Origin of the sequence: Nocardiopsis sp. NPDC049922 (assembly GCF_040660275.1) — a bacterium.
Taxonomy (GTDB): domain Bacteria; phylum Actinomycetota; class Actinomycetes; order Streptosporangiales; family Streptosporangiaceae; genus Nocardiopsis.
In genome coordinates, this window is sequence record NZ_JBFAME010000002.1 from 330,389 (window position 1) to 352,059 (window position 21,671).

Consider the following 21,671-nt stretch of genomic DNA (forward strand, 5'->3'; position numbering starts at 1 on the left):
GGGACGGGCGGCCGTCGTTCGTTCGGCCCGCCGGAACTAGCAGCCGGGCAGGCGCTCGAACAGGTAGGTCTCCACCCGGTCCAGCGACACGCGCTCCTGCGACATGGTGTCGCGCTCGCGCACGGTCACCGCGTCGTCCTCCAGGGTGTCGAAGTCCACCGTCACGCAGAACGGCGTGCCGATCTCGTCCTGGCGGCGGTAGCGGCGGCCGATCGCGCCGGCGTCGTCGAACTCCACGTTCCAGCGCTTGCGCAGCCGGGCAGCCAGGTCACGCGCCTTGGGCGACAGGTCCGCGTTGCGCGACAGCGGCAGCACCGCGGCCTTGACCGGCGCCAGGCGCGGGTCGAGCCGCATCACGGCGCGCTTCTCCATCTTGCCCTTGGCGTTGGGCGCCTCGTCGACGTTGTAGGCGTCCAGCATGAAGGTCAGCACCGCGCGGTCGACACCGGCCGCGGGCTCGATGACGAACGGGATGTACCGCTCGTTGTTCTCCTGGTCGAAGTACGACAGGTCCACGCCCGAGTGCTCGGAGTGCGTCCTCAGGTCGTAGTCCGTGCGGTTGGCGATGCCCTCCAGCTCGCCCCACTCGCTGCCCTGGAAGTTGAAGCGGTACTCCACGTCCACGGTGCGCTTGGAGTAGTGGGACAGCTTCTCCTTCGGGTGCTCGTACAGCCGCAGGTTGTCCTTGGCGATGCCGAGGTCGACGTACCACTGGAAGCGGGTGTCGATCCAGTACTGGTGCCATTCCTCGTCACTGCCCGGCTTGCAGAAGAACTCCATCTCCATCTGCTCGAACTCGCGGGTCCGGAAGATGAAGTTGCCCGGGGTGATCTCGTTGCGGAAGGACTTGCCGATCTGACCGATGCCGAACGGGACCTTGCGCCGCGCGCTCTGCTCGACGTTCTTGTAGTTGACGAAGATGCCCTGCGCGGTCTCCGGGCGCAGGTAGGCCAGGCCCTTGTCGTCCTGGACCGGGCCCAGGTGGGTGCGCAGCAGGCCGTTGAACATGCGCGGCTCGGTGAAGGAGTCCTTCGCGCCGCAGTTCGGGCAGGCGAGCGACGCCAGGCCCTCCTCCGGCTCGCGGCCGTGCTTCTCCTCGTAGGCCTCGACGAGGTGGTCGGCGCGGAAGCGCTTGTGGCAGGACTGGCACTCGGTGAGCGGGTCGACGAAGGCCTTGACGTGGCCGGAGGCCTCCCAGACCTCGCGGGCCAGGATGACGCTGGAGTCGAGGCCGACGATGTCCTCGCGCTCCTGCACCATCGAGCGCCACCACTGGCGCTTGACGTTGGCCTTCAGCTCCACACCCAGGGGGCCGTAGTCCCAGGCGGCTCGCAGACCTCCGTAGATCTCGCTGGAGGGGTAGACCAGACCTCGGCGCTTGGCGAGGTTGACCAGTGCGTCCATTGCCTCTGACTTGGCGGCCATGGGTGACTCTCCATCCGGCTGGCGGTCGGTGGATCGCGGTGCGCGATACATCGGAGTTGGTTGGGAAGCGGGCCGCTCGGCGCAACCAGGGAGAGGCACGCCGCGAACCCGCCCTCCCAGGCTAGAGCACATGACAAGCGCCCGCGCACGAATTCACCGATGACGCACGGGGTGTCGGGCGGCTCAGGCGTCGCCGCCCGCCAGGATCTCGAAGGCGGTCGGCTCGTCGATCGCGCGCGAGAGCAGCGGCACGGCCTGGACCTTCACGTCGAAGTCCGACAGCGCCCGCCGGTAGTAGCCCGCGCCCTCCCATTCGGTCACCACGGTCCACAGGGTCGGGTCGTCGGCGGCGCGGCCGATCCGGTGGCCCCGGAACCCGGGACGGCACGAGAGCGCGCCCACGGCGGTGGCGGCGTCGGTCTGGAAGGCCTCGGTGTCGGCCTCGGGCACGGAGTAGCGGGTGATGACGATCACGCCGCCATTCAACCGCATGGGCGACCGCGCACGCGCCGGCGCCCCGGGAACGGGTCCCGGGGCGCCGGTCGCTCGGGACCCGTCGGTCAGGACGCGCCGAAGACCCGGTCCACCACGCGCGCGGCCGCGTGGCCGTCGTCCAAGGGGCAGAACTGGTCGACGAAGGCCCGGTAGGCTCCAGCGTGCCGCTCGGCGACCTCGTCGACGTCCAGCAGCGCGCCGATGACGTCGTCGGACTCGGTGAGCAGCGGCCCGGGCGCGGTCTCCTCGAAGTCGAAGTAGAACCCGCGCAGGTTGTCCCGGTAGCTCTCCAGGTCGTAGGTGAAGAAGAGCATCGGGCGGCCGGTGTTGGCGAAGTCGAACATCATCGACGAGTAGTCCGTGACGAGCACGTCGGTGATCAGGAACAGCTCCATGATCTCCGGGTACAGCGACACGTCGTAGACGAAGTCCTCGCCCACGATCGGCACGCTGTCGACCACGCGCGGGTGCCGCCGCACCAGCAGCACGTGGTCGTCGCCGAGCTTCTCGTACATCCGGCGCAGGTCCAGGTGCAGGTCCAGCTTGTGCTTGCCGCGCGTGTAGTACTTGTCGTCGCGCCAGGTGGGCGCGTACAGCACGACCCGCTTGCCCTCGGGCAGGCCGAGGCGGCGACGCGTGCGCTCGGCGATCCGCTCCCGGTCCGGCGAGAAGAAGATGTCGTTGCGCGGGTAGCCGGTCTCCAGGATCTCCCCCTCGAACCGGAACGCGCTGCGCAGGATCGGCGTCGCCCACGGGCTGGGCGAGACCAGGTAGTCCCACTGCCGGGTCTCCCACGCGAGCTTGTCGAAGTAGTCGCGCGACTTGCCCCGGATGTTCTCCACGTCGAAGCCGATGCGCTTGAGCATCGACCCGTGCCAGGTCTGCACGACCACCTGGTCGGGGTGGCGGTGGAACCAGGCGGGCTCGCGGGAGTTGGTCACCAGGTAGCGGCTGCGCGCGAGCGCCTCGTAGTACTCGCGGCCCCGGAGCCGCACCGGGGACAGGTCCTCGGGCAGGCTCACCTGGCCGTCGGCGACCAGCCAGGACATCGGGTAGTCCGCCCACCGCTCGCGACGGCGCAGCTCGGCGTAGACGCTCCGCGGGCTGTCGGAGTACTGGCGGCCGGTGTAGGTGTCGAAGAGGATGCCCTCGGTGATCGGCTCGCGCCGCTGGGCGGGGTAGAACGTCTCGCGCAGCTGGCGCTGGGCGAAGGTGCCGCGCTCGGCCGGGCGCAGGTCGCTGCCGACCCGCAGCACGGGGATGCCCTGGCCCTGGTAGGAGAGCGTGTAGTCGCGCTCGCCGGTCTCCATCCGCGCGGGCATCTCGGCGATGAGGGCGTCGGTGAACTCCACCCCCACGTCCGTGGCCTCGCCCGGGGCGGCGTCCCCGTCGGTGACCCGGCCCCACAGCTGGTAGGACCCGGCGGGCAGGGACAGGTCGCCGGAGAGCGTGGCGATGTCGGCCGGGGAGAGGAGCGCCTTGAAGCGGGATCCGGTCCGCTCCACCCGGAGCTCGTGCTCCTCGTCGCGTCCGCGCGCCCTGGCCACGATCCGCAGGGAGGCGTCGGCGGTGAACTCGCCCTCCAGGACCAGGACGCGCCCCTCCCAGCGGGCGGCGCCGACCATGGGCCGGGCGTGTCCGGCACGCAGCGCGACGAAGCCGGTCGCGGTGCGCTGGACGGCCAGTTCCTGGTGGGTACCCTCGGCGGCGTAGGCGGTGGTGGCCACCTGGTCGGGCAGGACGACGGGCACCGTGTCCCCGCCCGGGGTGAGCAGGTGCGCCTCCCACTCCTCCTGGCGGATCACGCCGCCGCACTCGCTGACGGCGCGGTCGAACAGCTCGTCGGCGCCGACCCGGACGGTGAAGTGTCCGCCGTGGATGGTGACGGGGTAGGTGAGCACGGCCGTGCCGGGTCGGCGGACCAGGCGCAGGCGGTCGGCCTCGGCGGCGGGCGCGGAGACCAGTTCGCCGTGCAGCTCCAGCTCACCGCGGTGGGCGTCGAAGCGGTGGCCGCTGATCCGGGCGCGTGCCGGGTCGACGCTGACCACCAGCTGCCGGTCCCGGTTCCACTGCGGCCGGACCCACACGTCCGCGTCCACCTGGTGGTAGCCGGGGCGCTCGGGCGGTCCGGGGACCGGGCCGGCGACGATACGGCGGCGGGTCAGACCCCGGTTGAGGACGACCAGCTCCACCTTCCACTCACCGGGCTCCCAGCGGCCCGCCGTACGGAGCTTGCGGGGGTCCAGGACGACGGTGAAGCCGCCGTAGTCGTGGCGGGCGGCGTCGGCGACGTCGGGCAGGCGGTACTCGGCGGCCAGGCGCGTGCGCACGGGCAGGCGGACACGGCGGCGGGTGCCCGTGTCGACCGCGAAGGCGACGACGTGCTGCTGCCACCGCTTGCGGGCGCGCAGGTGGCGGATGCCGACCCGGCCGCTGATGTGCAGGCGGCCGTCCTTCCAGTGGATGTCCTCGGTCTTCTGCCGGACCTTGAGCTCGTCGTCGAGGCGGTACACCTCGCGGGGCACGGCCTTGGCCGGGTCCTCGGACTCGAAGAACGGGTAGCGGACGTAGTAGCCCAGGCCGCGCCGGACGACGTCGGCCTTCTTGAGCTCCACGCTGCGCGCGAACGTGACCACCTCGGTCACGTCGTCCACGCGGCCCTGGCGCACGAGGTGGTACACGAGCCGGTGCAGGGCGCCCAGCCCCTTGAGGACACCGGGCGAGACGTGGTCGAGGAAGGAGGTGAGCAGCCCGATGATCGCGGTGCGCACCGGGGGCTCGGCGTCCTCCAGGCGCATGACCAGCTGGTGCAGCTCGCCCTGGAGGAGGGTGCGGTCCCACAGGTCGCGGTCCGCGGCGGGCAGGGTCGCGGCCAGCTCGCGCATCGCGGTGAGGCGGCGGGTGAGGACGTCGGCGTCCAGCGCGAGCGGGGCGCGCTCGCGCTCGCGGATGAGCAGGACCGGAGCGGGCAGGACGTCGACCGCGCGGGCGGACAGGACGGCGCGGCGCAGGCCGAGGTCGGCGTCCTCGGGGGCCAGTCCCCGGTCGGGCAGGGACTCCCAGAACTCCCTGCGCCAGAGCTTGTTGCCCACCGCGCGGTCGGAGGCCAGCGTGGGGACCGTACGGGGGTCCTCGGCCAGGCGGGGACGCGTCCCGTACCTGCGGTGGGCCCGGGACTGGGCGGCGCCGAGTTCGTTGAACTGGTAGGCGTTGCCGACGACGAGGTCGGACCCGGTGTCGGCGGCGGTGCGCGCCAGGTAGGCCAGCGCGTATCCGGTCAGCGCGTCGGAGCCGTCGAGGAAGAGCAGGTGCGTTCCGGTCGCCGCGGCGGCGCCGCGCGCGCGGGCGGCGGGCGGGTCGGCGGCGGGGTCGCCGCCGAGCAGGGTCGCCGTGACCCCGGGCGGCGGAGAGGCCGCGAAGGCGACGGCGGTGGCGAGGGCGTCCTCGCGGGTGGACTCGACGGACTCGTCGCCGTCGTCGCCGTCCTCCTCCCGCCGCGCGGAGGCGTCGGTGTCGGCGTCCTCGGCACCGTCGTCGTCGGACGGGTCGTCCTCGCTCTCGGCGTGCGCGTCGCCGGGGCGGTCGTCGTGCCCTCCGCGCACCGGGACGAGGACGACCTGGAGGTCGGCGTCCGGACGGGGCTCGGCCACCGACTCGGTGCGGTCCCCGTCGCGTTGGCGCGACAGGGAGTCGAGGCAGTGCTGAAGATGTGGCTCGGTGACGTCGAACGTCACGATGACGGTGGGTTCGGGCACGGAAGTAGACACACTCCGAAGGATTCGCTGCGGCGGACACCGACTGACGAGGGCCGCGCGGTCAGCCGACTACCAACCGAATCTAGACGTTGACTTCCTCCCAGTCCCGAAGGGACCGGGATTCCGACCGGACCTCACGGGCCGACGGCGCCGCGCACCTCACGGCGCGCGCTGGATTCCTGCTTCACGGACCGGCCGACGCCGAGGTCTCCACAGGCTGCGACGGACTGTCCGCCCGCCGGTCGCTTGGCTCTCGCGACGCGCTATAGGTTAGCAGGACGATGATGCGGCTATCCCCGACTCGAACGAACGGGGCCGCGACGCCGAGGAACCCGATCGCGGGCGCCGCGTCGCCGCACCGGACGCAGGCCCCCACGGGAACGAGGAACGCACGGCGATGGTCTTCCCCGAACACGGCGAGGAACGGCGGCGCGACACGGGACGCCCCCTGCCCGACGGCGACTCCCTCCAGACCCCGGGCGCGGGCCGGTTGCGCCGGGCGGTCGAGGCACGCAGCGCGGTGCCGGTGGTGTGGCTGTACCAGTGCCCCCGCTGGCTGCCGCCGCTGGTGCTGGGTGTGCTGTTCATCGCGGGTCTGACGGCCCCGTGGTGGATCGGCGCCCCGTGTCTGCTCCTGGTACTCGTGTTCCTGCTGTGGCTGGCTTACCTGGCGTGGCCGTCCCTGAGCCCCCGGCAGAGGGCTCCGCGCGTGCTCATGGCCGTGGTGGTGGCGGTCCTGACCGTCGCCCGCCTTCTCGGGTTCTGAGACGGACATCACTCCCCGCCGCCCGCCCGTCACCCTGCACCACCCCCAACGGACGCCTCCGGCGCGGCACCCCCCTTCCATTTTGACAATCATTTTCATTTTCTCCATACTGGGACCGTGTCAGACCAGTTCACACGGGACGGGAAGCGGTCCCCAGACGCCCCTCCCGCCTTCCAGGTGCTCGGCGCCCGCGTCGCCTACGACGGCGACCCCGTCCTCGACGGGCTGAGCCTCGACCTGCGCGCGGGCCAGACCACGGCCGTCCTGGGCCCCAACGGGTCGGGCAAGTCGACGCTCATGCGCGCGCTGCTCGGCATCGTGCCGCTCTCCGCCGGCGAGGTCCGGGTGCACGGCAGCCCGCTGCGCCGCTTCCGCGACTGGAACCGGATCGGCTACGTCCCCCAGCGCCTCACCGCCGGCGGCGCCGTGCCCGCGACCGTGCGGGAGATCGTCGCCTCCGGTCAGGTCGCCGCGCGCGGCCGCCTCTCCCTGTTCCCGAGCCGCTCCGACCGCGCCGCCGTGCACGAGGCCCTGGAGACGGTCGGGCTGGCCGACCGCGCCCGCGACTCCGTGCGCGAACTCTCCGGCGGACAGCAGCAGCGCGTGCTCATCGCCCGGGCCCTGGCCGGACGCCCCGACACCTTCGTCATGGACGAGCCGATGGCGGGCGTGGACGCGGAGAACCAGCGCGCGCTCGCCCGGACCATCGCGCACCTGCGCGACCGGGGCTCCACCGTGGTCCTGGTCCTGCACGAGCTGGGTCCGCTGGAGGACGTCATCGAACGCGCCGTCGTCCTCGGGCACGGGCGCGTCGTCCACGACGGCCGGGCGCCCGCCGCGACCGGGGAGTGCGCGCGCCCGGGCCACGAGCACCAGCACCCCCACCCCGACCCCAACGACCCCGACCCCCGCGCGGCGGCGACCACGGACGGCGCGCCCGCGGACCTGATCCGACTCGAGGTGCCCGGACGTGACTGAACTGCTCCAGTACGAGTTCATGCGGCGCGCGCTCATCGCCGCCGTGCTCGTGGGTCTGGTCACACCGGTCATCGGCACGTTCCTCGTGCAGCGCCGCCTGGCGCTGCTGGGCGACGGCATCGGCCACGTCGCCCTCACCGGCGTGGCCCTGGGCCTGCTCACCAGCACCTCCCCGGTGCTCACCGCGGCCGTCGTCGCGACGCTGGGCGCCATCGTCATGGAGCTGGTCCGGGTGCGGACCCGGGCCAGCGGAGAGGTGGCCCTGGCGCTGCTGTTCTACGGCGGGATCGCGGGCGGCGTGCTGCTGATCAACCTCACCCCCGGCGCGAGCAACGCCACACTCACCTCCTACCTCTTCGGTTCCGTGAGCACCGTCGAGCCGCAGGACCTGTGGTTCGTCGGCGCGCTGGCCGTGGGCGTGGTCGCGGTCGTGGCGCTGTTCGGCCGCGAGCTGTTCGTGCTGTGCCAGGACGAGGAGGTGGCCCGGGCGCACGGTCTGCCGGTGCGCTTCCTGAGCATCCTGCTCGCGGTGACGGCCGCGCTGACCGTGGTCATCGCCATGCGCGTGGTGGGCGTGCTCATGGTCAGCGCGCTGCTGATCGTGCCGGTGGCCGCCGCGCAGCAGCTGAGCCGGAGCTTCCGGGTGACCATGGCCCTGGCCGTGGTGATCGGCCTGGTCTCCTCGCTGGGCGGGCTGACCACGGCCTTCTACGCCGACCTGGCGCCCGGCGCCACGATCGTCATCCTCGCGTTGGCGGTGTTCTGCGTGGCGGTGGCCGTCGGGGGGCTCCTGGGCCGCCGGTCGCGGAGGCGCGGGTCGGCCGCCCGTGAACCCGAGGGGGCCGCTTCGGCCGGTACGATGCCCCAGACCGATCGGGGGAGGGTGACACCATGAGTACACGTCGCGAGACGGTCCGCCAGGCGCTGACCGGGTCCACCGGTTTCCGCAGCGCCCAGGACCTGTACGCGGACCTGCGCGCCGAGGGTTCCAAGATCGGCCTGACGACCGTCTACCGCGCGCTCCAGGCGCTGAGCGACTCCGGCGAGGTGGACGTGCTGCGCACCGACGACGGCGAGGCCGTCTACCGGGCGTGCGACAGCGAGGCGCACCACCACCACCTGGTGTGCCGGAAGTGCTCCACGGCGGTGGAGATCGAGGGTCCGGCCGTGGAGGAGTGGGCGGCCGAGGTGGGCGCCCGGCACGGGTTCACCGGGGTGACGCACACCGTCGAGGTCTTCGGGACCTGCGCCGACTGCGCGCGTTCGTGACGCGCGCGGTCGGGGCCGGGTGAGCGCCGCCTACTCCGCTCCGTCGGAGCGGCGGCACGGCTCCAGGGTGGGCCGCTTGGGCCGCACGCCGTCGCCGGAGGAACGTCCGGTCAGGCGGCGGTGGATCCACGGCACGAGGAACTCGCGGGCCCAGTGCAGGTCCTCCTGGCGCGCGGTGCGCCAGTCGCGCGGCGCGGCCGGGGGCCAGGCCTCGTTCCAGTCGCCGTCCACGGGCACGCCCAGCACCTCGCACACGCGCAGCGCCAGCCTGCGGTGGCCCTCCGAGGACAGGTGGAGGCGGTCCCAGTTCCACGCGCGGGCGTCGGAGAGGATCCGCATGCTCCACACGTCCACGACGTCGCAGCCGTACTGGTCGGCGACGTGGCGCATGTGCATGTTGTAGGTGGCGATCTTGCCGCGCAGGTGGCGCATGACCGGCTGCCAGTTGGTGTCGAAGCCGGTGAAGACGACCACGCGCGCACCCGTGGCGCGGAGTTCGGACACCATCGCCTCGAAGTCGCGCACGACCCGGTCGGGGTCGCTGCCCGGGCGGATGATGTCGTTGCCGCCCGCGCACAGGGTGACCAGGTCGGGGGACATCTCGACGGCCCGGGGCACCTGCTCGGACCGGATCTGGCCGATGAGCCTGCCGCGCACGGCGAGGTTGGCGTAGCGCACCTCGCCCACGTGCTCGGTCAGGTGCTCGGCCACCCGGTCGGCCCAGCCGCGGTAGCGGCCGTTGGGCACACTGTCGCTGTCCGGGTACGGGTCGCTCATGCCCTCGGTGAAGCTGTCGCCGAGGGCGACGTAGGACAGGATGTCCCGGTTCGTGAGGTCACTGTTCCCAAAGCCGCTCATGGTGCACGATCATGCAACTTTGAGCCATGGTTACGCGACAGTAGGTTGATGGTTTGTCTGGTTTTGCGGGGGACGTCACACGGATTCGGATTCCGACCGCTCGACCGACCCCCGGGCGACCGGCGTCAGCTCGGGCCGCTTGGCGGTGACACCGTCCCCGGAGGAGCGCCCGGTCAGGCGACGGCCGATCCACGGCGCCAGCGACTCCCTGGCCCAGGCCAGGTCCCCCCTGCGCGCCCGGGTCCAGCTGACCGGCTCCCGGTCCGGCCACGGCTCGTCCCAGCGCCGCCCGGTGGGCGCCCCGAGCACCTCGGCGACGCGCAGCGCCAGCCTGCGGTGCCCCTCGGAGGACATGTGCAGGCGGTCGGCGTCCCAGGCGCGCGGGTCGGTGAGGACCCGCATCGACCACTGGTCGACGAGCAGACAGTCGTGCGCGTCGGCGATCGCGCGCACGTTCATGTAGTAGCGGGCGAACAGCCCGATGGCGCCGCGCATGTAGCCGGTGCCGACGTTGACCCCGGTGAAGAGCACGACCTGGCTCCCGGCCGCGCGCAGCCGACCCACGGCGTGGTCGAGGACGCGGGCCATGCGCTCGGGGTCTCCGCCGGGGCGCAGCAGGTCGTTGCCGCCCGCGCAGAGGCTCACCAGGTCCGGCGCCATGTCCAGCGCCACGGGCAGCTGGTCGGTGACGATCTGGCGCATGAGCTTGCCGCGCACGGCCAGGTTGGCGTAGCGCACCTCGCCCACGTGGTCGGCGAGGTGTTCGGCCAGGCGGTCGGCCCACCCGCGGAAGACGCCGTCCGGATAGGGGTCGCCCACGCCCTCGGTGAAGCTGTCGCCCACCGCGACGTAGGACATGCCGGGCCGCACCAGCGAGGCGCCGTCCGCGCCCGTCGCGGCGGTCATTCGGCCTCCCCCGGGACCGGGTTGGGCACGGCGCCGCCGTAGCGGCGGTCGCGGCGCGCGTAGATCTCGCAGGCGCGCCACAGGTCGCGGCGGTCGAAGTCGGGCCAGAGCGTGTCCAGGAAGACGAACTCGGCGTACGCGGACTGCCACAGGAGGAAGTTGGAGGTCCGCTGCTCGCCGGACGAGCGCACGAACAGGTCGACGTCGGGGACCTCCGGCGCGTACAGCTCCCGCGCGATGGCGTCCTCGCTGATCTTCTCCGGGGAGATCCGGCCGTCGGCCGCCTTGCGGGCGAGCGCGCGCACGGCGTCGGTGATCTCGGCCCGCCCCCCGTAGTTCACGCAGAACTGGAGGGTGAGCCGATCGTTGTCGCGCGTCATCTCCTCCGCGTCCTGGAGCTCCTTGATGACGCTCTTCCACAGCCGCCCGGAACGGCCGGCCCACCTCATGCGGACGCCGCGGGCGTGCAGCTCGTCGCGGCGGCGGCGGATGGTGTCGCGGTTGAAGCCCATGAGGAAGCGCACCTCGTCGGGTGAGCGCTTCCAGTTCTCGGTGGAGAACGCGTAGGCCGACAGGTGGGAGATGCCCAGCTCCAGGGCGCCCTCGATGACGTCGAAGAGGGAGGACTCCCCCGCCTTGTGCCCCTCGGTCCGGGGCAGACCGCGCTCCTTGGCCCAGCGCCCGTTGCCGTCCATGACCACGGCCACGTGCTTGGGCACCAGGTCGGCGGGCAGCTCCGGCGGGCGCGCCCCGCTCGGGTGCGGGACGGGATCGGTGTACTCCCGCCGGTTTCCGGTGTCGAAGCTGAACAGGCTCAAGAGCGCTCCACGTGCCGCAGTGATCGGATTCCGTTCTCCAGGTGCCACTGCAGGTAGGCCGCCACCAACCCGCTGCACTCGGAACGGTGCCCTCCCCCGCTGGCGTCCGCGCTCTCCCAGTCGCCCTCGAGCAGCGCCGTCATCAGGCGCAGCGTCTCGACGGACGGGTGCACGGCGCCGTGGGGACGGCACACCGAGCAGACCATACCGCCAGCGTGCACCGCGAACGAGCGGTGCTCCCCCCGGCTGCCGCAGCGGGCGCACTCCCCCAGAGCCGGGGCGTACCCGGCGACGGCCAGCGACCGGAGCAGAAAGGCGTCCAGGACCAGGCGGGCGTCGTGCGATCCCTCGCCCAGGACGCGCAGAGCTCCCACGAGCAGGAGGAACTGGCGCAGCGCCGGATCCTTCTCCACGGCGACGATCTTCTCGGCGGTCTCCAGCATCGCGGTGGCCGCGGTGTAGCGGGCGTAGTCGTGCACGACCGCCTCACCGTAGGAGCGCACCGTCTCGGCCTGGGTGATCACGTCCAGCGTGCGGCCGGTGTAGAGCTGCACGTCGACGTGGGTGCACGGTTCGAGGCGGGCGCCGAAGCGCGACTTGGTGCGGCGCACCCCCTTGCCGACGGCGCGGACCAGTCCGGTGCGCCGGGTCAGCAGGGTGACGATGCGGTCGGCCTCGCCCAGCTTCTGGTTGCGCAGGACGACACCCTCGTCGCGATAGAGACTCACCTCTCCATTCTCACGGATCCCACCGACCCTCCGCACATCCGGCCGCGCTGAGCCGACCACCATGACCAGCTTTATTACGGTTTGGATTCCCTTTTCGAGACATTTGCTCTACTCTCACGCGCTAAGTGCTCCGCGACGGGCTCCCCACGCCCGAGAGTGGCGCCCGATGTCCAGGAAGAGGATCGGGCCGCCCCGAGACGCGGAGCCACCCGGCCACGTGTACGCACACGGACGGCCGAGGGGATCCCCCGGTGACCGTCGCCAACGACGCACGGCCACCCCCCATCCGCACCCGCACGGAAGGTACAGAGCGACATGGCACGAGGCCGCCGAGGCAGGCGTAGAGCGAGCGCTCAGGAACGGGGCTCGGGACGCGGCGGACGGCGCCGTCCGTTGCCGCTGGTGGCGGGTCTGGCGGCGGTGCCCGTCGGACTGACGCTGGCCGGAACCCTCCTGGTCACCGACCTGGGCGACCAGATCAATCCGCTGAGTTCGTCCGGCGGCGCCCCGACCGTCGGGCAGATCGGGGACGCCGTGGCGGACGACTCCGCGGTCCCCGCCAGCGTGACCGACGACGACTTCTTCGAGACCCCGACCGCCACGCCGCGGGAGGAGGGGCGGACCGACTCCCCCGAGCCCGCGACCGCGCGCGCCACGGCCTCCGACGCGCCCGCCGACGACACCGGCGAACGCAGCGGCGGTTCGGACTCCGAAGGCGGATCGTCGGGCGGGTCGAACGGGTCGGGCTCCGGAGGCGGAGGTGGCGGCGGCGCGGGCGACTCGACCCCGGAGACCCCGCTGAGCGGCCCGGAGGTCAACCAGGTCGTGCAGCTGGTCAACGCCGAGCGGGCCGAGGCGGGATGCGGCCCGCTGCGCGTGGACGACCGGCTGACGGCCGCCGCCCAGGAGCACAGCGAGGACATGGACGCCCGGAACTACATGGCGCACGAGAGCCCCGAGGGCGAGGGGCCGGGCGACCGCGCCCAGCGGCACGGGTACGACTCGTGGGGCGCGGAGAACGTCGCCAAGGGCCAGACCAGCGCCGAGCAGGTGATGGACGCCTGGATGAACAGCCCGGGGCACCGCGCCAACATCCTCAACTGCGACCTCGTCGCGATCGGCGTCGGCGAGTCGGGCAACGCCTGGACCCAGCTCTTCGGCCGGGTGTAGCCGCGCGTGACGAACGGGCCGCGCCCCCGTGGGGTGCGGCCCGTTCGCGGTGTGAGGAGAGCGCCGGGACTAACCTGTGAGAGGGGCCTTTTCGGGGCCGAGAAGGAAGCCCCGGCATGGCCTCACACGGCCGGAGCGGAGTACGCGACGGCTGACCGACCGAAGGGGGTCGAACCCCCGGGTGGGAAGCCGCCGCATGGCCGCCCGGCACTGGCGGCGAGGAGTGCGTGAGGGCTGTCCTGGTCCGCTGCCGCTGGCGCGGGGCCAGGCGCGGACGCCAGGTCAATGGTGGAGAAGGAAGCTCCCACATGGCCTCGCCGTCACGTACTCTAACCGGACGCCCCGACAGTCCGCACCGGGTTTTCCGGCGCGGGTCCGGGACGGGCGGTCAGTCCGGCAGCAGCGAACCGAGTTCCCTGGTGGTGAACACCTCGGTCCCCTCCGGCAGTCCGTCCGGACGCTCCAGCCCGACGTAGGCCCAGCGCCGTCCCTCCGGCACCGTCTCCTCCGCCACCGCGTCGGCGTCGAACACCCGCACCTCGGCGCCGGAGCGCGCCATCGCGTCGAGCAGATCGCCCACGGTGCGGGGCTCGCGTTCGACCAGGGCTCGGGCGATGGCACCCGCCGACACGCCGGTCTCCTCCACCCGGTTGAGTCCGATCCGCCCCGGCAGGAACAGGTGCAGCCAGCGTGCGGTCCATCGTCCGTCCTCGCCCCGGGAGAACATCAGCGGGAGTGCGACGCGTGAGGATCCGCGCAGGTCGGACTTGAACCGCACGGTCCTCGGTTCGAACGGCAGACCGTCCTGCTCGCCGTCGCGCGTCATGAACCCGAAGAAGCTCTCGGCCAACGCCGTGAACCTCTCACCGCAGAACAGCAGCACCTGCGGCACCACGTGTCGCACCCGGGGGTCCACCCCGGCCAGGTTCAGGTCGATCATCTCGGTGGCGCCCTCCGGGGCGTCGACGATGTCGCCCGAGTGCACCATGCCGTCGCTCCGGAGGTTGGTCCACGAGACCTGCCCGGCCGGGGCGAAGTCGGCGTCGAGCATCTGCACCGACAGGTCCAGGTCCGTCCGCAGCTCCGTTTGACGCCAGTGGACGAAGAAGCGCAGGCGATCACCGGTCACGGGCATGGCCGATCCACGCGGCAGCACCCCCACGCCTCCGGCCGTGCCCTTGCCCGAGCGCGGCACCGCGACGGTGCGCACGGCCTCGTCCGTGAACACGCGGTCGAAACGGGGCAGGCGCCGGGCCACGGCGTCGTCCAGCACGGCGATGACCGGATCGGCCCGGTCGGTCGGCAGGGGCTCCCTGTGCTCGCGTTCCACCCACGTCCGGGCCTTGCGGTTGACGAACAGGCGCACGGTCGAGCCTCCCGTCGCCCTGGCGGCCAGGTGCTCGCGGGCCGAGACCAGGACACGCGGCGCGACCCGGTCGGCGCACCCGTCGAGCCTGGCCGCCACCGCTCGGGCCTCCTCGGCGGAGGACCGGCTCAGGATCCGGTCCAGGGACCGCACGAACCGGCCCGGCGCCGACGTCAGAAGGCCGACCGCGCGGGTGGTGTCACCGTCGGAGAAGGCGGCCTCGACCCGTGCGTCGAACGTGCGCACGCGGCGGTCGCCGCGTGCCACGGCGAACACCTCACACGCGTGGGTCAGGCGCGGGTACTCGTGCGGGTGGAGCCGCTCCCCCAGCCGCTTGAACGGTTCCCGGTGGCGCGCCACGTCACCCAGCTTGGTCGGGTCCGCGGCCACCACCGCGTCGAGCGCGTTCAGCAGGGCGCGCCGTTCGCGGCGGCTGAAGGAGCGGAACCGGGTGGGCTCGTCCAGGGTGACGTCGCCGTCGGACAACGCGCAGGCCAGACGGAGGACGTCGGTGACGGTGTCGGCCAGCGGCGGCCGACCGCTCGCGACTCTGGCCCGGTTGACGACGGCGCGGTTCTCCCGGACCGGGACACTCGACGGCGGCTCCTGGTCGGCGCAGACGGAGGCGAGCCGGGCCAGCAGGACGAGGTCGTCTCCGCCGAGCGGCACCGTGCTGCCCGCCAGCTCCTCGTAGAGCGCCCGGGTCTCCTCCTCCAGCGTGCGGCCCAGGTGCAGGAGGGTGAACCGGTCCTCGGCCGAGGCGACGAAGGCGTCGCGCGAGGCGGCGAGCTCGTCGTACGTGTGCCGGTAGCGGCCGTAGCTCGGCAGGTCCAGGAGGTTGACCGTGCCGTCGGGCCGGATGACCGCTCCCCCGCGCCTGGGGTCGGTGAGCGCCTCGACCAGGCACCCGGTCCAGAACTCCAGGGTGTCGGGGACGTTCTCGGGGAAGTCGCGGAAGTACACGTTGTGCGCCACGTGCGCGCCGACCAGCGCGCGGACCGCCCCCAGGACGATCCGGCCCGTCGCGACGACGGCGTACGGTTCGAGTCCGGCCAGGTGCGCGCGGAGTTCGGCGGTGAGCCCGAAGCCCGCCGACAGCAGCGCCGCGTCGAGCTGGCGGGTGGCGGCGGAGCCGTCGCCGGGAGCACCCGTGGGCCGGGGGACCCTGAGGGTTCGCTGGATGATCTGGGTGTACGCCATGACCGGAGATGCTGCCATCGCGGGCCGACATCCACCACGGGTTTTCCGCCCGGGACAGCGCCCCGGTCGCCCGCGCGGGCGAGCCGGGGCGGCGGCGTGCGGATCAGGCGCGGGCGATGGCGCTGCACACGGCCTTCAGCGAGGCCGTGGTGATGCTGTTGTGGATGCCCACACCCCACACCACGTTCCCGTCGATCTCGGCCTCCACGTAGGCGGCGGCGCGGGCGTCGCCGTCCCCGCCCAGCGAGTGCTCGACGTAGTCCATCACCCGGACCTTGACGTCGACGTCGGTCAGGGCGTCGCAGAACGCCGAGATCGGGCCGTTGCCGGTGCCGGTCAGCTCGCGGATCTCGCCGTTGACGCGGGCGTCGGCCTCGATCCGGTAGGTGCCGTCCTCGGCCGTGGTGGACCGGTGGGCCAGGACGGCGACCTGCCCGGACTCGGACAGGTAGGTGCGGGAGAAGATCTCCCAGATGCGCTCGGCCGAGAACTCCCCGCCCTCGGCGTCGGTGTGCTCCTGGATGACCCGGGAGAACTCGATCTGCAGGCGGCGCGGCATGTCCAGCGAGTGGTCGCGCTGCATGATGTAGGAGACGCCGCCCTTGCCGGACTGGCTGTTGACGCGGATGACCGCCTCGTAGTTGCGGCCCACGTCCTTGGGGTCGATGGGCAGGTAGGGCACGTCCCACGCGTACTCGTCGACGGGGGCGCCGGCCGCGGCGGCCTCGGCCTCCAGGGCGGTGAAGCCCTTCTTGATGGCGTCCTGGTGGGAGCCGGAGAAGGCGGTGTAGACCAGGTCGCCGCCGTAGGGGTGGCGCGGGGCGACGGGCAGCTGGGTGCAGTGCTCGACCGTGCGGCGGATCTCGTCGATCTGGGAGAAGTCGATCCTGGGGTCCACGCCCTGGCTGAACAGGTTCAGGCCCAGGGTGACCAGGCAGACGTTGCCGGTGCGCTCGCCGTGCCCGAACAGGCAGCCCTCGACGCGGTCGGCCCCGGCCATCACGGCCAGTTCGGCGGAGGCCACGCCGGTGCCGCGGTCGTTGTGCGGGTGGACCGAGACCACCACGTGCTCGCGGCGGGACAGGTTGCGGCTCATCCACTCGATCTGGTCGGCGTAGACGTTGGGGGTGGCGCGCTCGACCGTGGCGGGCAGGTTCAGGATGATCTCGCGGCCCGGGCCGGGCCGCCAGACGTCCATGACGGCCTCGCAGACCTCCAGGGCGAAGTCCAGCTCGGTGTCGACGAAGATCTCGGGCGAGTACTCGTAGCCGAAGTGCTCGGTCTCGCCCAGGTACTGCTCGGCGAAGCGCATGACGTGCCGGGTGCCCTCGACGGCGATCGCCTTGCACTGCTCGCGGTCGACGCGGAAGACCACGCGGCGGAAGGTGGGGGCGGTGGCGTTGTACAGGTGGACGGTGGAGCGCTTGGCGCCGACCAGGCTCTGGACGGTGCGCTCGATCAGGTCCTCGCGGGCCTGGGTCAGCACGGAGATCTGGACGTCGTCGGGGATCAGGTCCCCCTCGATCAGGGACCGGACGAAGTCGAAGTCGGTCTGACTGGCGGCGGGGAAGCCGACCTCGATCTCCTTGTAGCCCATCTTCACCAGCAGCTCGAACATCTCGCGCTTGCGTTCGGCGTCCATCGGCTCGATCAGCGACTGGTTGCCGTCGCGCAGGTCGGTGGACAGCCACCGGGGCGCCTCGGTGATGGTCCTGGACGGCCAGGTGCGGTCGGGCAGATCGACCGGCGTGAAGGGCTGATAACGCTGGAAGGGCATGGGACTGGGCTGCTGCTGCGGCACCATCGGGTGTCTCCTGAAGGAATCTGCGAGGTCAGTGGCCGACCAGGGCAAGCCGAAGTCCCGCGGCGAGGGAGCCGACCGTCTTACGACCCCCGCCGCGGCCACTAAGGAGAAGCAGCTCGCGCAGCATAGTGGTCGTCACGCTAGCAGAGTGTTCGGGAATGCTGGTACTCGACGTCCACATTCTGGGACACAATGCGTGTGACCTGGTCCCTTTCCAACAGATGGAAACAGCGGCATCGCGTGGGAATGGCGGCGTCGCGGCCGTACCCCGTTCGTTACGACCGCGACGCCCGTCTGTTTGTTCCCCGAGGGGAAGCCTCCCGGGGGAGGCGGGTCCCCAGCCCGTTACGCCTCGGGGAGGGGCTCGAACTCCTTGACCGCGTCGATGGCGGGGCCGTGCGGCGTGTTGGCCTCGCGCTCGATCATGATCTCGACCAGCACCGGACGCGAGGTGGCCTTGGCCTCCTTGCGCGCCCACTCCAGGGCGTCCCGGATCTCGTTCGGGTCGGCGACCCGGCGGCCGGAGCAGCCGTAGGCCTCCATGATCTTGACGTTGTCGGTGCCGAACTCGTCGTAGTGGATGTCGACCTGGTAGTTCATCTCGTACGGGAGCGAGGCCTGGCGGATGAGGCCCAGGTACTCGTTGTTGATCATGATGATCACGTACGGGACGTCGTACTGCGCGGCGACGGCCAGCTCCTCCACCATGTACTGGAAGCCGTAGTCACCGACGATGCCGACGACCTCGGCGTCCGGCTCGGTGTTCTTGAGCGCCTTCTTGACACCGATGGCGGCCGGGATCTCCCAGCCCAGCGGGCCCGCCTGGCCGCAGATCTGGTAGTGGCGCGGCTTGTAGGCCTTCTGGTGCTGGCCGCCCCAGATCTGGTAGAGGCCGATCGCGGTGACGAAGTAGGTGTCGGCGTCGAAGACCTCGTTGATCTCCTTGTAGACGCGCGGCGCCTTGATCGGCACGGTGTCGAAGTCCTCGCGGCGGGTCAGCGTCCGCTTGAGCTCGTTCACCCGGTCCACCCACGGCTGGACCTCGGCCTTCTTCCCGCGGGCCCTGGCGGTCTCCAGCAGCGCGGACAGGAACAGCTTCGCGTCGGAGACGACGCCCAGGTCCGGCTCGAAGACCCTGCCGATCTGGGTGGGCTCGATGTCGACGTGGATGAACTTCCGGTCGCCCCGGTAGACGTCGATCTGGCCGGTGTGGCGGTCACCGAAGCGCGCGCCGACCGCCAGGACCAGGTCCGACTCCAGGAAGGAGGCGTTGCCGTAGCGCTGGGAGGTCTGGACGCCGGTCATGCCGGAGTACAGCGGGCTGTCCTCGTCGAAGGAGCCCTTGCCCATGAGCGTGACCTGGACGGGGACGTTCAGGTACTCGGCGAGTTCCTTGAGCTCCTCGGAGGCCTCGGACAGGATCACGCCGCCGCCGGACAGCAGCAGCGGGCGCTCGGCGGCCAGCAGCATGTCCAGGGCGCGCTCGACGCGCGGCTGGTGCGGCTCGACGGCGTTGATCCTCAGCGGTGCGTCGATGGACGGGTCGTACTCGATGACCTGCTTGGCCACGTCCAGCGGGATGTCGATCAGGACGGGGCCGGGACGGCCCTCCTGGGCGACGCGGAAGGCCTCGCGGAAGATCCAGGGGGCGGTGGCCGCCTCCCTGATCTGCACGGCCCACTTGGTGACGGGCTTGGCGATCTCGACGATGTCGACCGCCTGGAAGCCCTCCTTGTCCAGCAGGGAGGTCATGGCCTGACCGGTGATGCAGACGATCGGGACGGAGTCCGCCATCGCCGTGTACAGACCGGTGATCATGTTGGTGCCGGCGGGGCCGGAGGTGCCGATGGCGACACCCACCTTGCCGGTGGTGCGCGACCACCCGTCCGCCATGTGGGTGGCGCCCTCCTCGTGGCGGACGGTCAGGTGCTCGATGCCGCCGACCTCCTCCATCGCCTTGTAGAGCGGCAGGATGGCGGCGCCGGGGCAGCCGAACGCGGTGTCCACGCCTTCGTCCTTGAGGACCTCGATGACGGCGTTCATCGCGGGCATCTGTACCATTTGAAGCGAACCCTTCAGTGCTAGGGGGGTTGACGGATTCCGCCGGCGGGATCCAGGGTGCGGCCAACACCCGAGGCCGCCGTCAGCCACGCGGATCACACGTAAGACGTGGGTACGGCAGGCCGGTACCGCCGGCGGAAGCCCATTGCCAGGTGGCCGTTACTCGGTGCGGCCGGAGAGCTGTTCGACGATCTTCAGCAGCGCGGAGTGGTCGAGTCCGCCGTGGCCCTGGTGCTTGAGGGCGCCGACGAACTGGGCCACCTGGGCACCCAGCGGAATCGCCACGCCGGCCTCGCGGGCGGCGGTGGTCACGATCTTCATGTCCTTGTCGTGCAGCGCGATCCGGAAGCCCGGCTGGAACTCGCGCTTGCGCATGGCCTCGCCCTTGCGCGCCATCACGGTGCTGCCCGCGAGCCCGCCGCCGAGGACCTCCAGGCCCGCCTCGGTGTCGACGCCGTGCGCCTCCAGGAAGACGAGGGCCTCGGCCACGAGCTGGATGTTGCCCGCGACGATGAGCTGGTTGGCGGCCTTGACGGTCTGACCGGCGCCGTTGGGGCCGACCAGGACCGGGGTGGTGCCGAGGACGTCGAAGATCGGCTTGGCGACGTCGAAGTCCTCCCGCTTGCCGCCGACCATGATGGACAGCTTGGCCTCGATGGCGCCCGCCTCACCGCCGGAGACGGGGGCGTCCAGGACGCGGAAGCCGCGCTCGGCGCCGGTCTCGGCGAGCGTGCGGGTGACGTCGGGGCGGATGCTGCTCATGTCGATGACCAGGGCGCCGGCCTTGGCGTTGTCGTAGACGCCGCCCTCACCGGTGAGGACCTCCTCCACGTGCGGGGAGTCCGGGACCATCGTGATGACGACGTCGGCGCCGGCCACGGCCTCGGCGATGTCGCCCGCCCCCTTGCCGCCGGCCGCGACGAGCTTGTCGATCGCGGCCTGGTCCAGGTTGTAGCCGGTGACGCTGTACCCGGCCCTGACCAGGTTGGTGGCCATGGGCAGGCCCATGATCCCGAGTCCGATGAAGGCGATGTCGCTGTTGGCGGGCATGTCCGCCCCTTTCGTGGTCTGTCGTCTGCGGGTGTGTCGAACGCGTCCGGGTGGTGTGGCCGCCCGCCCCGAGGGCGTGCGGGGCGGACGGCCGCTGGCGGTCACCGCGTGCGGCGGCCGCCCGTCTGGGACGTGGTGGTCAGCGGTTCAGCCAGCCGAAGCTCTCGGCGGAGGGCACGGTCGGCTTGTACTCCAGACCGACCAGGCCTCGGTAGCCGCGAGCCTCGGCCTCGGTGAGGAGCTGGTCGAGGGGCAGCGACCCGGTGCCGGGCTCGCCCCGGCCGGGGGCGTCGGCGATCTGGATGTGGCCGAACTCGGCGGCGTGGTCGCGCACGACCGCGGCCACGTCGTCGCCGTTGACCGCCAGGTGGAAGAAGTCGGCGAGGAACGCGACGTTGGCGGCCCCGGCCTCCTTGACCTTGGCCACGAACGCGAGGGCGTCGGCGGCGGTCTTGAGCGGGTAGTCCTCGGAGCCGCTGATCGGCTCGACGAGCACGGTGCCGCCGACCTTGGCCACGGCGTTCGCGGCGGCGACCGTGTTCTCCAGGGCGAGGCGGTCCTGCTCGGCCGGGTCGACGCCCTCCTGGCGCAGGCCGTAGAGGGCGTTGAAGCCCGTGGTGCCGGTGCGCTCGGCGATGCGCGCGACGACCTCGATGTTGGCCTTGAACTCGTCGCTGCGCGCGGGCTGCGACAGGACGCCGCGGTCGGGGCCGGGAAGGGCGCCGGCGAAGAAGTTGAGGCCGCTCAGCCGGACACCGGCGGCGTCGATCGCGGAGACGAAGGCGTCGATCTCGTCCTGCGCGGGCGTCGCGCTCTCGAACGGCCACCAGAACTCCACCGCGTGGAAGCCCGCGTCGCGTGCGGCCTTGGGGCGTTCGTTGATGGGGAGCTCGGTGAACAGCAGCGAGCAGTTCACCGTGTAGCCCAGCGCGTGGCTCATGCTTGGCCTCCGTCACCTTGTGTTCCGCGATGCGGAAAGTAGTTTTCACTTGAAGGAATAATCAGAGTGTGCGGCCCCAGCG

17 protein-coding genes are annotated in these 21,671 nt (G+C 71.7%); 5 read left to right on the forward strand and 12 right to left on the reverse strand.

From position 1 onward, the window contains the following. Nucleotides 1–36 precede the first annotated feature (36 nt). The 3 genes from AB0I72_RS05720 to AB0I72_RS05730 form a co-directional block, all read right to left on the reverse strand. Complete coding sequence (locus AB0I72_RS05720) at nucleotides 37–1,425, reverse strand: glycine--tRNA ligase (protein WP_358563385.1); 1,389 nt, start codon at nucleotides 1,423–1,425, stop codon at nucleotides 37–39. Between the two features lie 183 nt (nucleotides 1,426–1,608). Beyond that, complete coding sequence (locus AB0I72_RS05725; RefSeq protein ID WP_358563387.1) at nucleotides 1,609–1,899, reverse strand: antibiotic biosynthesis monooxygenase family protein; 291 nt, start codon at nucleotides 1,897–1,899, stop codon at nucleotides 1,609–1,611. Between the two features lie 86 nt (nucleotides 1,900–1,985). Beyond that, entirely contained in the window at nucleotides 1,986–5,675 is a 3,690-nt protein-coding gene (locus tag AB0I72_RS05730) for a CDP-glycerol glycerophosphotransferase family protein (RefSeq protein WP_358563388.1), read from the reverse strand. 397 nt (nucleotides 5,676–6,072) lie between these two features. Between AB0I72_RS05730 and AB0I72_RS05735 the strand changes: the two genes are divergently transcribed. The 4 genes from AB0I72_RS05735 (at nucleotide 6,073) to AB0I72_RS05750 (ending at nucleotide 8,688) form a co-directional block, all read left to right on the forward strand. Further along, on the forward strand, nucleotides 6,073–6,441 hold the full coding sequence (locus AB0I72_RS05735) for a DUF6703 family protein (RefSeq protein ID WP_358563390.1): 369 nt from the start codon (nucleotides 6,073–6,075) through the stop codon (nucleotides 6,439–6,441). A gap of 117 nt (nucleotides 6,442–6,558) precedes the next feature. Further along, nucleotides 6,559–7,419 carry a metal ABC transporter ATP-binding protein gene (locus AB0I72_RS05740; protein WP_358563392.1) on the forward strand — a complete coding sequence of 287 codons (861 nt, stop codon included), beginning with the start codon at nucleotides 6,559–6,561 and terminating at the stop codon, nucleotides 7,417–7,419. Further along, a complete protein-coding gene (locus AB0I72_RS05745) occupies nucleotides 7,412–8,314 on the forward strand; it encodes a metal ABC transporter permease (protein WP_358563393.1) in 903 nt (300 codons plus the stop codon). The genes AB0I72_RS05740 and AB0I72_RS05745 overlap by 8 nt, the downstream gene beginning before the upstream one ends. Next, on the forward strand, nucleotides 8,311–8,688 hold the full coding sequence (locus AB0I72_RS05750; protein WP_358563395.1) for a transcriptional repressor: 378 nt from the start codon (nucleotides 8,311–8,313) through the stop codon (nucleotides 8,686–8,688). The genes AB0I72_RS05745 and AB0I72_RS05750 overlap by 4 nt, the downstream gene beginning before the upstream one ends. Before the next feature lie 30 nt (nucleotides 8,689–8,718). On the opposite strand, the gene AB0I72_RS05755 is transcribed toward AB0I72_RS05750, so the two are convergent. The 4 genes from AB0I72_RS05755 to recO all read right to left on the reverse strand — a co-directional run bounded on the left by AB0I72_RS05755 (nucleotide 8,719) and on the right by recO (nucleotide 11,998). After that, a complete protein-coding gene (locus tag AB0I72_RS05755) occupies nucleotides 8,719–9,546 on the reverse strand; it encodes an SGNH/GDSL hydrolase family protein (protein WP_358563397.1) in 828 nt (275 codons plus the stop codon). A 75-nt stretch (nucleotides 9,547–9,621) separates the two neighbouring features. Then, complete coding sequence (locus AB0I72_RS05760) at nucleotides 9,622–10,452, reverse strand: SGNH/GDSL hydrolase family protein (protein ID WP_358563399.1); 831 nt, start codon at nucleotides 10,450–10,452, stop codon at nucleotides 9,622–9,624. Beyond that, nucleotides 10,449–11,270: an isoprenyl transferase gene (locus AB0I72_RS05765; RefSeq protein WP_358563401.1), complete on the reverse strand. Its 822-nt coding sequence runs from the start codon at nucleotides 11,268–11,270 to the stop codon at nucleotides 10,449–10,451. The genes AB0I72_RS05760 and AB0I72_RS05765 overlap by 4 nt, the downstream gene beginning before the upstream one ends. Continuing rightward, nucleotides 11,267–11,998: a DNA repair protein RecO gene (gene recO / locus AB0I72_RS05770; protein ID WP_358563403.1), complete on the reverse strand. Its 732-nt coding sequence runs from the start codon at nucleotides 11,996–11,998 to the stop codon at nucleotides 11,267–11,269. Before recO ends, AB0I72_RS05765 begins: the two co-directional genes overlap by 4 nt. Before the next feature lie 402 nt (nucleotides 11,999–12,400). On the opposite strand from recO, the gene AB0I72_RS05775 reads away from it, so the two are divergent. Continuing rightward, entirely contained in the window at nucleotides 12,401–13,168 is a 768-nt protein-coding gene (locus tag AB0I72_RS05775) for a CAP domain-containing protein (RefSeq protein WP_358563405.1), read from the forward strand. Between the two features lie 388 nt (nucleotides 13,169–13,556). Here AB0I72_RS05775 and AB0I72_RS05780 read toward each other — a convergent pair whose 3' ends face one another. From AB0I72_RS05780 to AB0I72_RS05800, 5 genes are all read right to left on the reverse strand, one after another. Continuing rightward, complete coding sequence (locus tag AB0I72_RS05780) at nucleotides 13,557–15,752, reverse strand: TerD family protein (RefSeq protein ID WP_358563407.1); 2,196 nt, start codon at nucleotides 15,750–15,752, stop codon at nucleotides 13,557–13,559. A gap of 85 nt (nucleotides 15,753–15,837) precedes the next feature. Continuing rightward, nucleotides 15,838–17,538 carry a 2-isopropylmalate synthase gene (leuA, locus tag AB0I72_RS05785; RefSeq protein ID WP_358563409.1) on the reverse strand — a complete coding sequence of 567 codons (1,701 nt, stop codon included), beginning with the start codon at nucleotides 17,536–17,538 and terminating at the stop codon, nucleotides 15,838–15,840. A gap of 345 nt (nucleotides 17,539–17,883) precedes the next feature. Continuing rightward, nucleotides 17,884–19,599, reverse strand: coding sequence for a glyoxylate carboligase (gcl, locus tag AB0I72_RS05790; protein ID WP_358563411.1), 1,716 nt, complete (start codon nucleotides 19,597–19,599; stop codon nucleotides 17,884–17,886). Nucleotides 19,600–19,758: 159 nt separating this feature from the next. Continuing rightward, on the reverse strand, nucleotides 19,759–20,649 hold the full coding sequence (locus tag AB0I72_RS05795) for a 2-hydroxy-3-oxopropionate reductase (protein ID WP_358563413.1): 891 nt from the start codon (nucleotides 20,647–20,649) through the stop codon (nucleotides 19,759–19,761). Between the two features lie 139 nt (nucleotides 20,650–20,788). After that, complete coding sequence (locus AB0I72_RS05800; RefSeq protein WP_358563414.1) at nucleotides 20,789–21,589, reverse strand: TIM barrel protein; 801 nt, start codon at nucleotides 21,587–21,589, stop codon at nucleotides 20,789–20,791. Nucleotides 21,590–21,671: the final 82 nt, after the last annotated feature.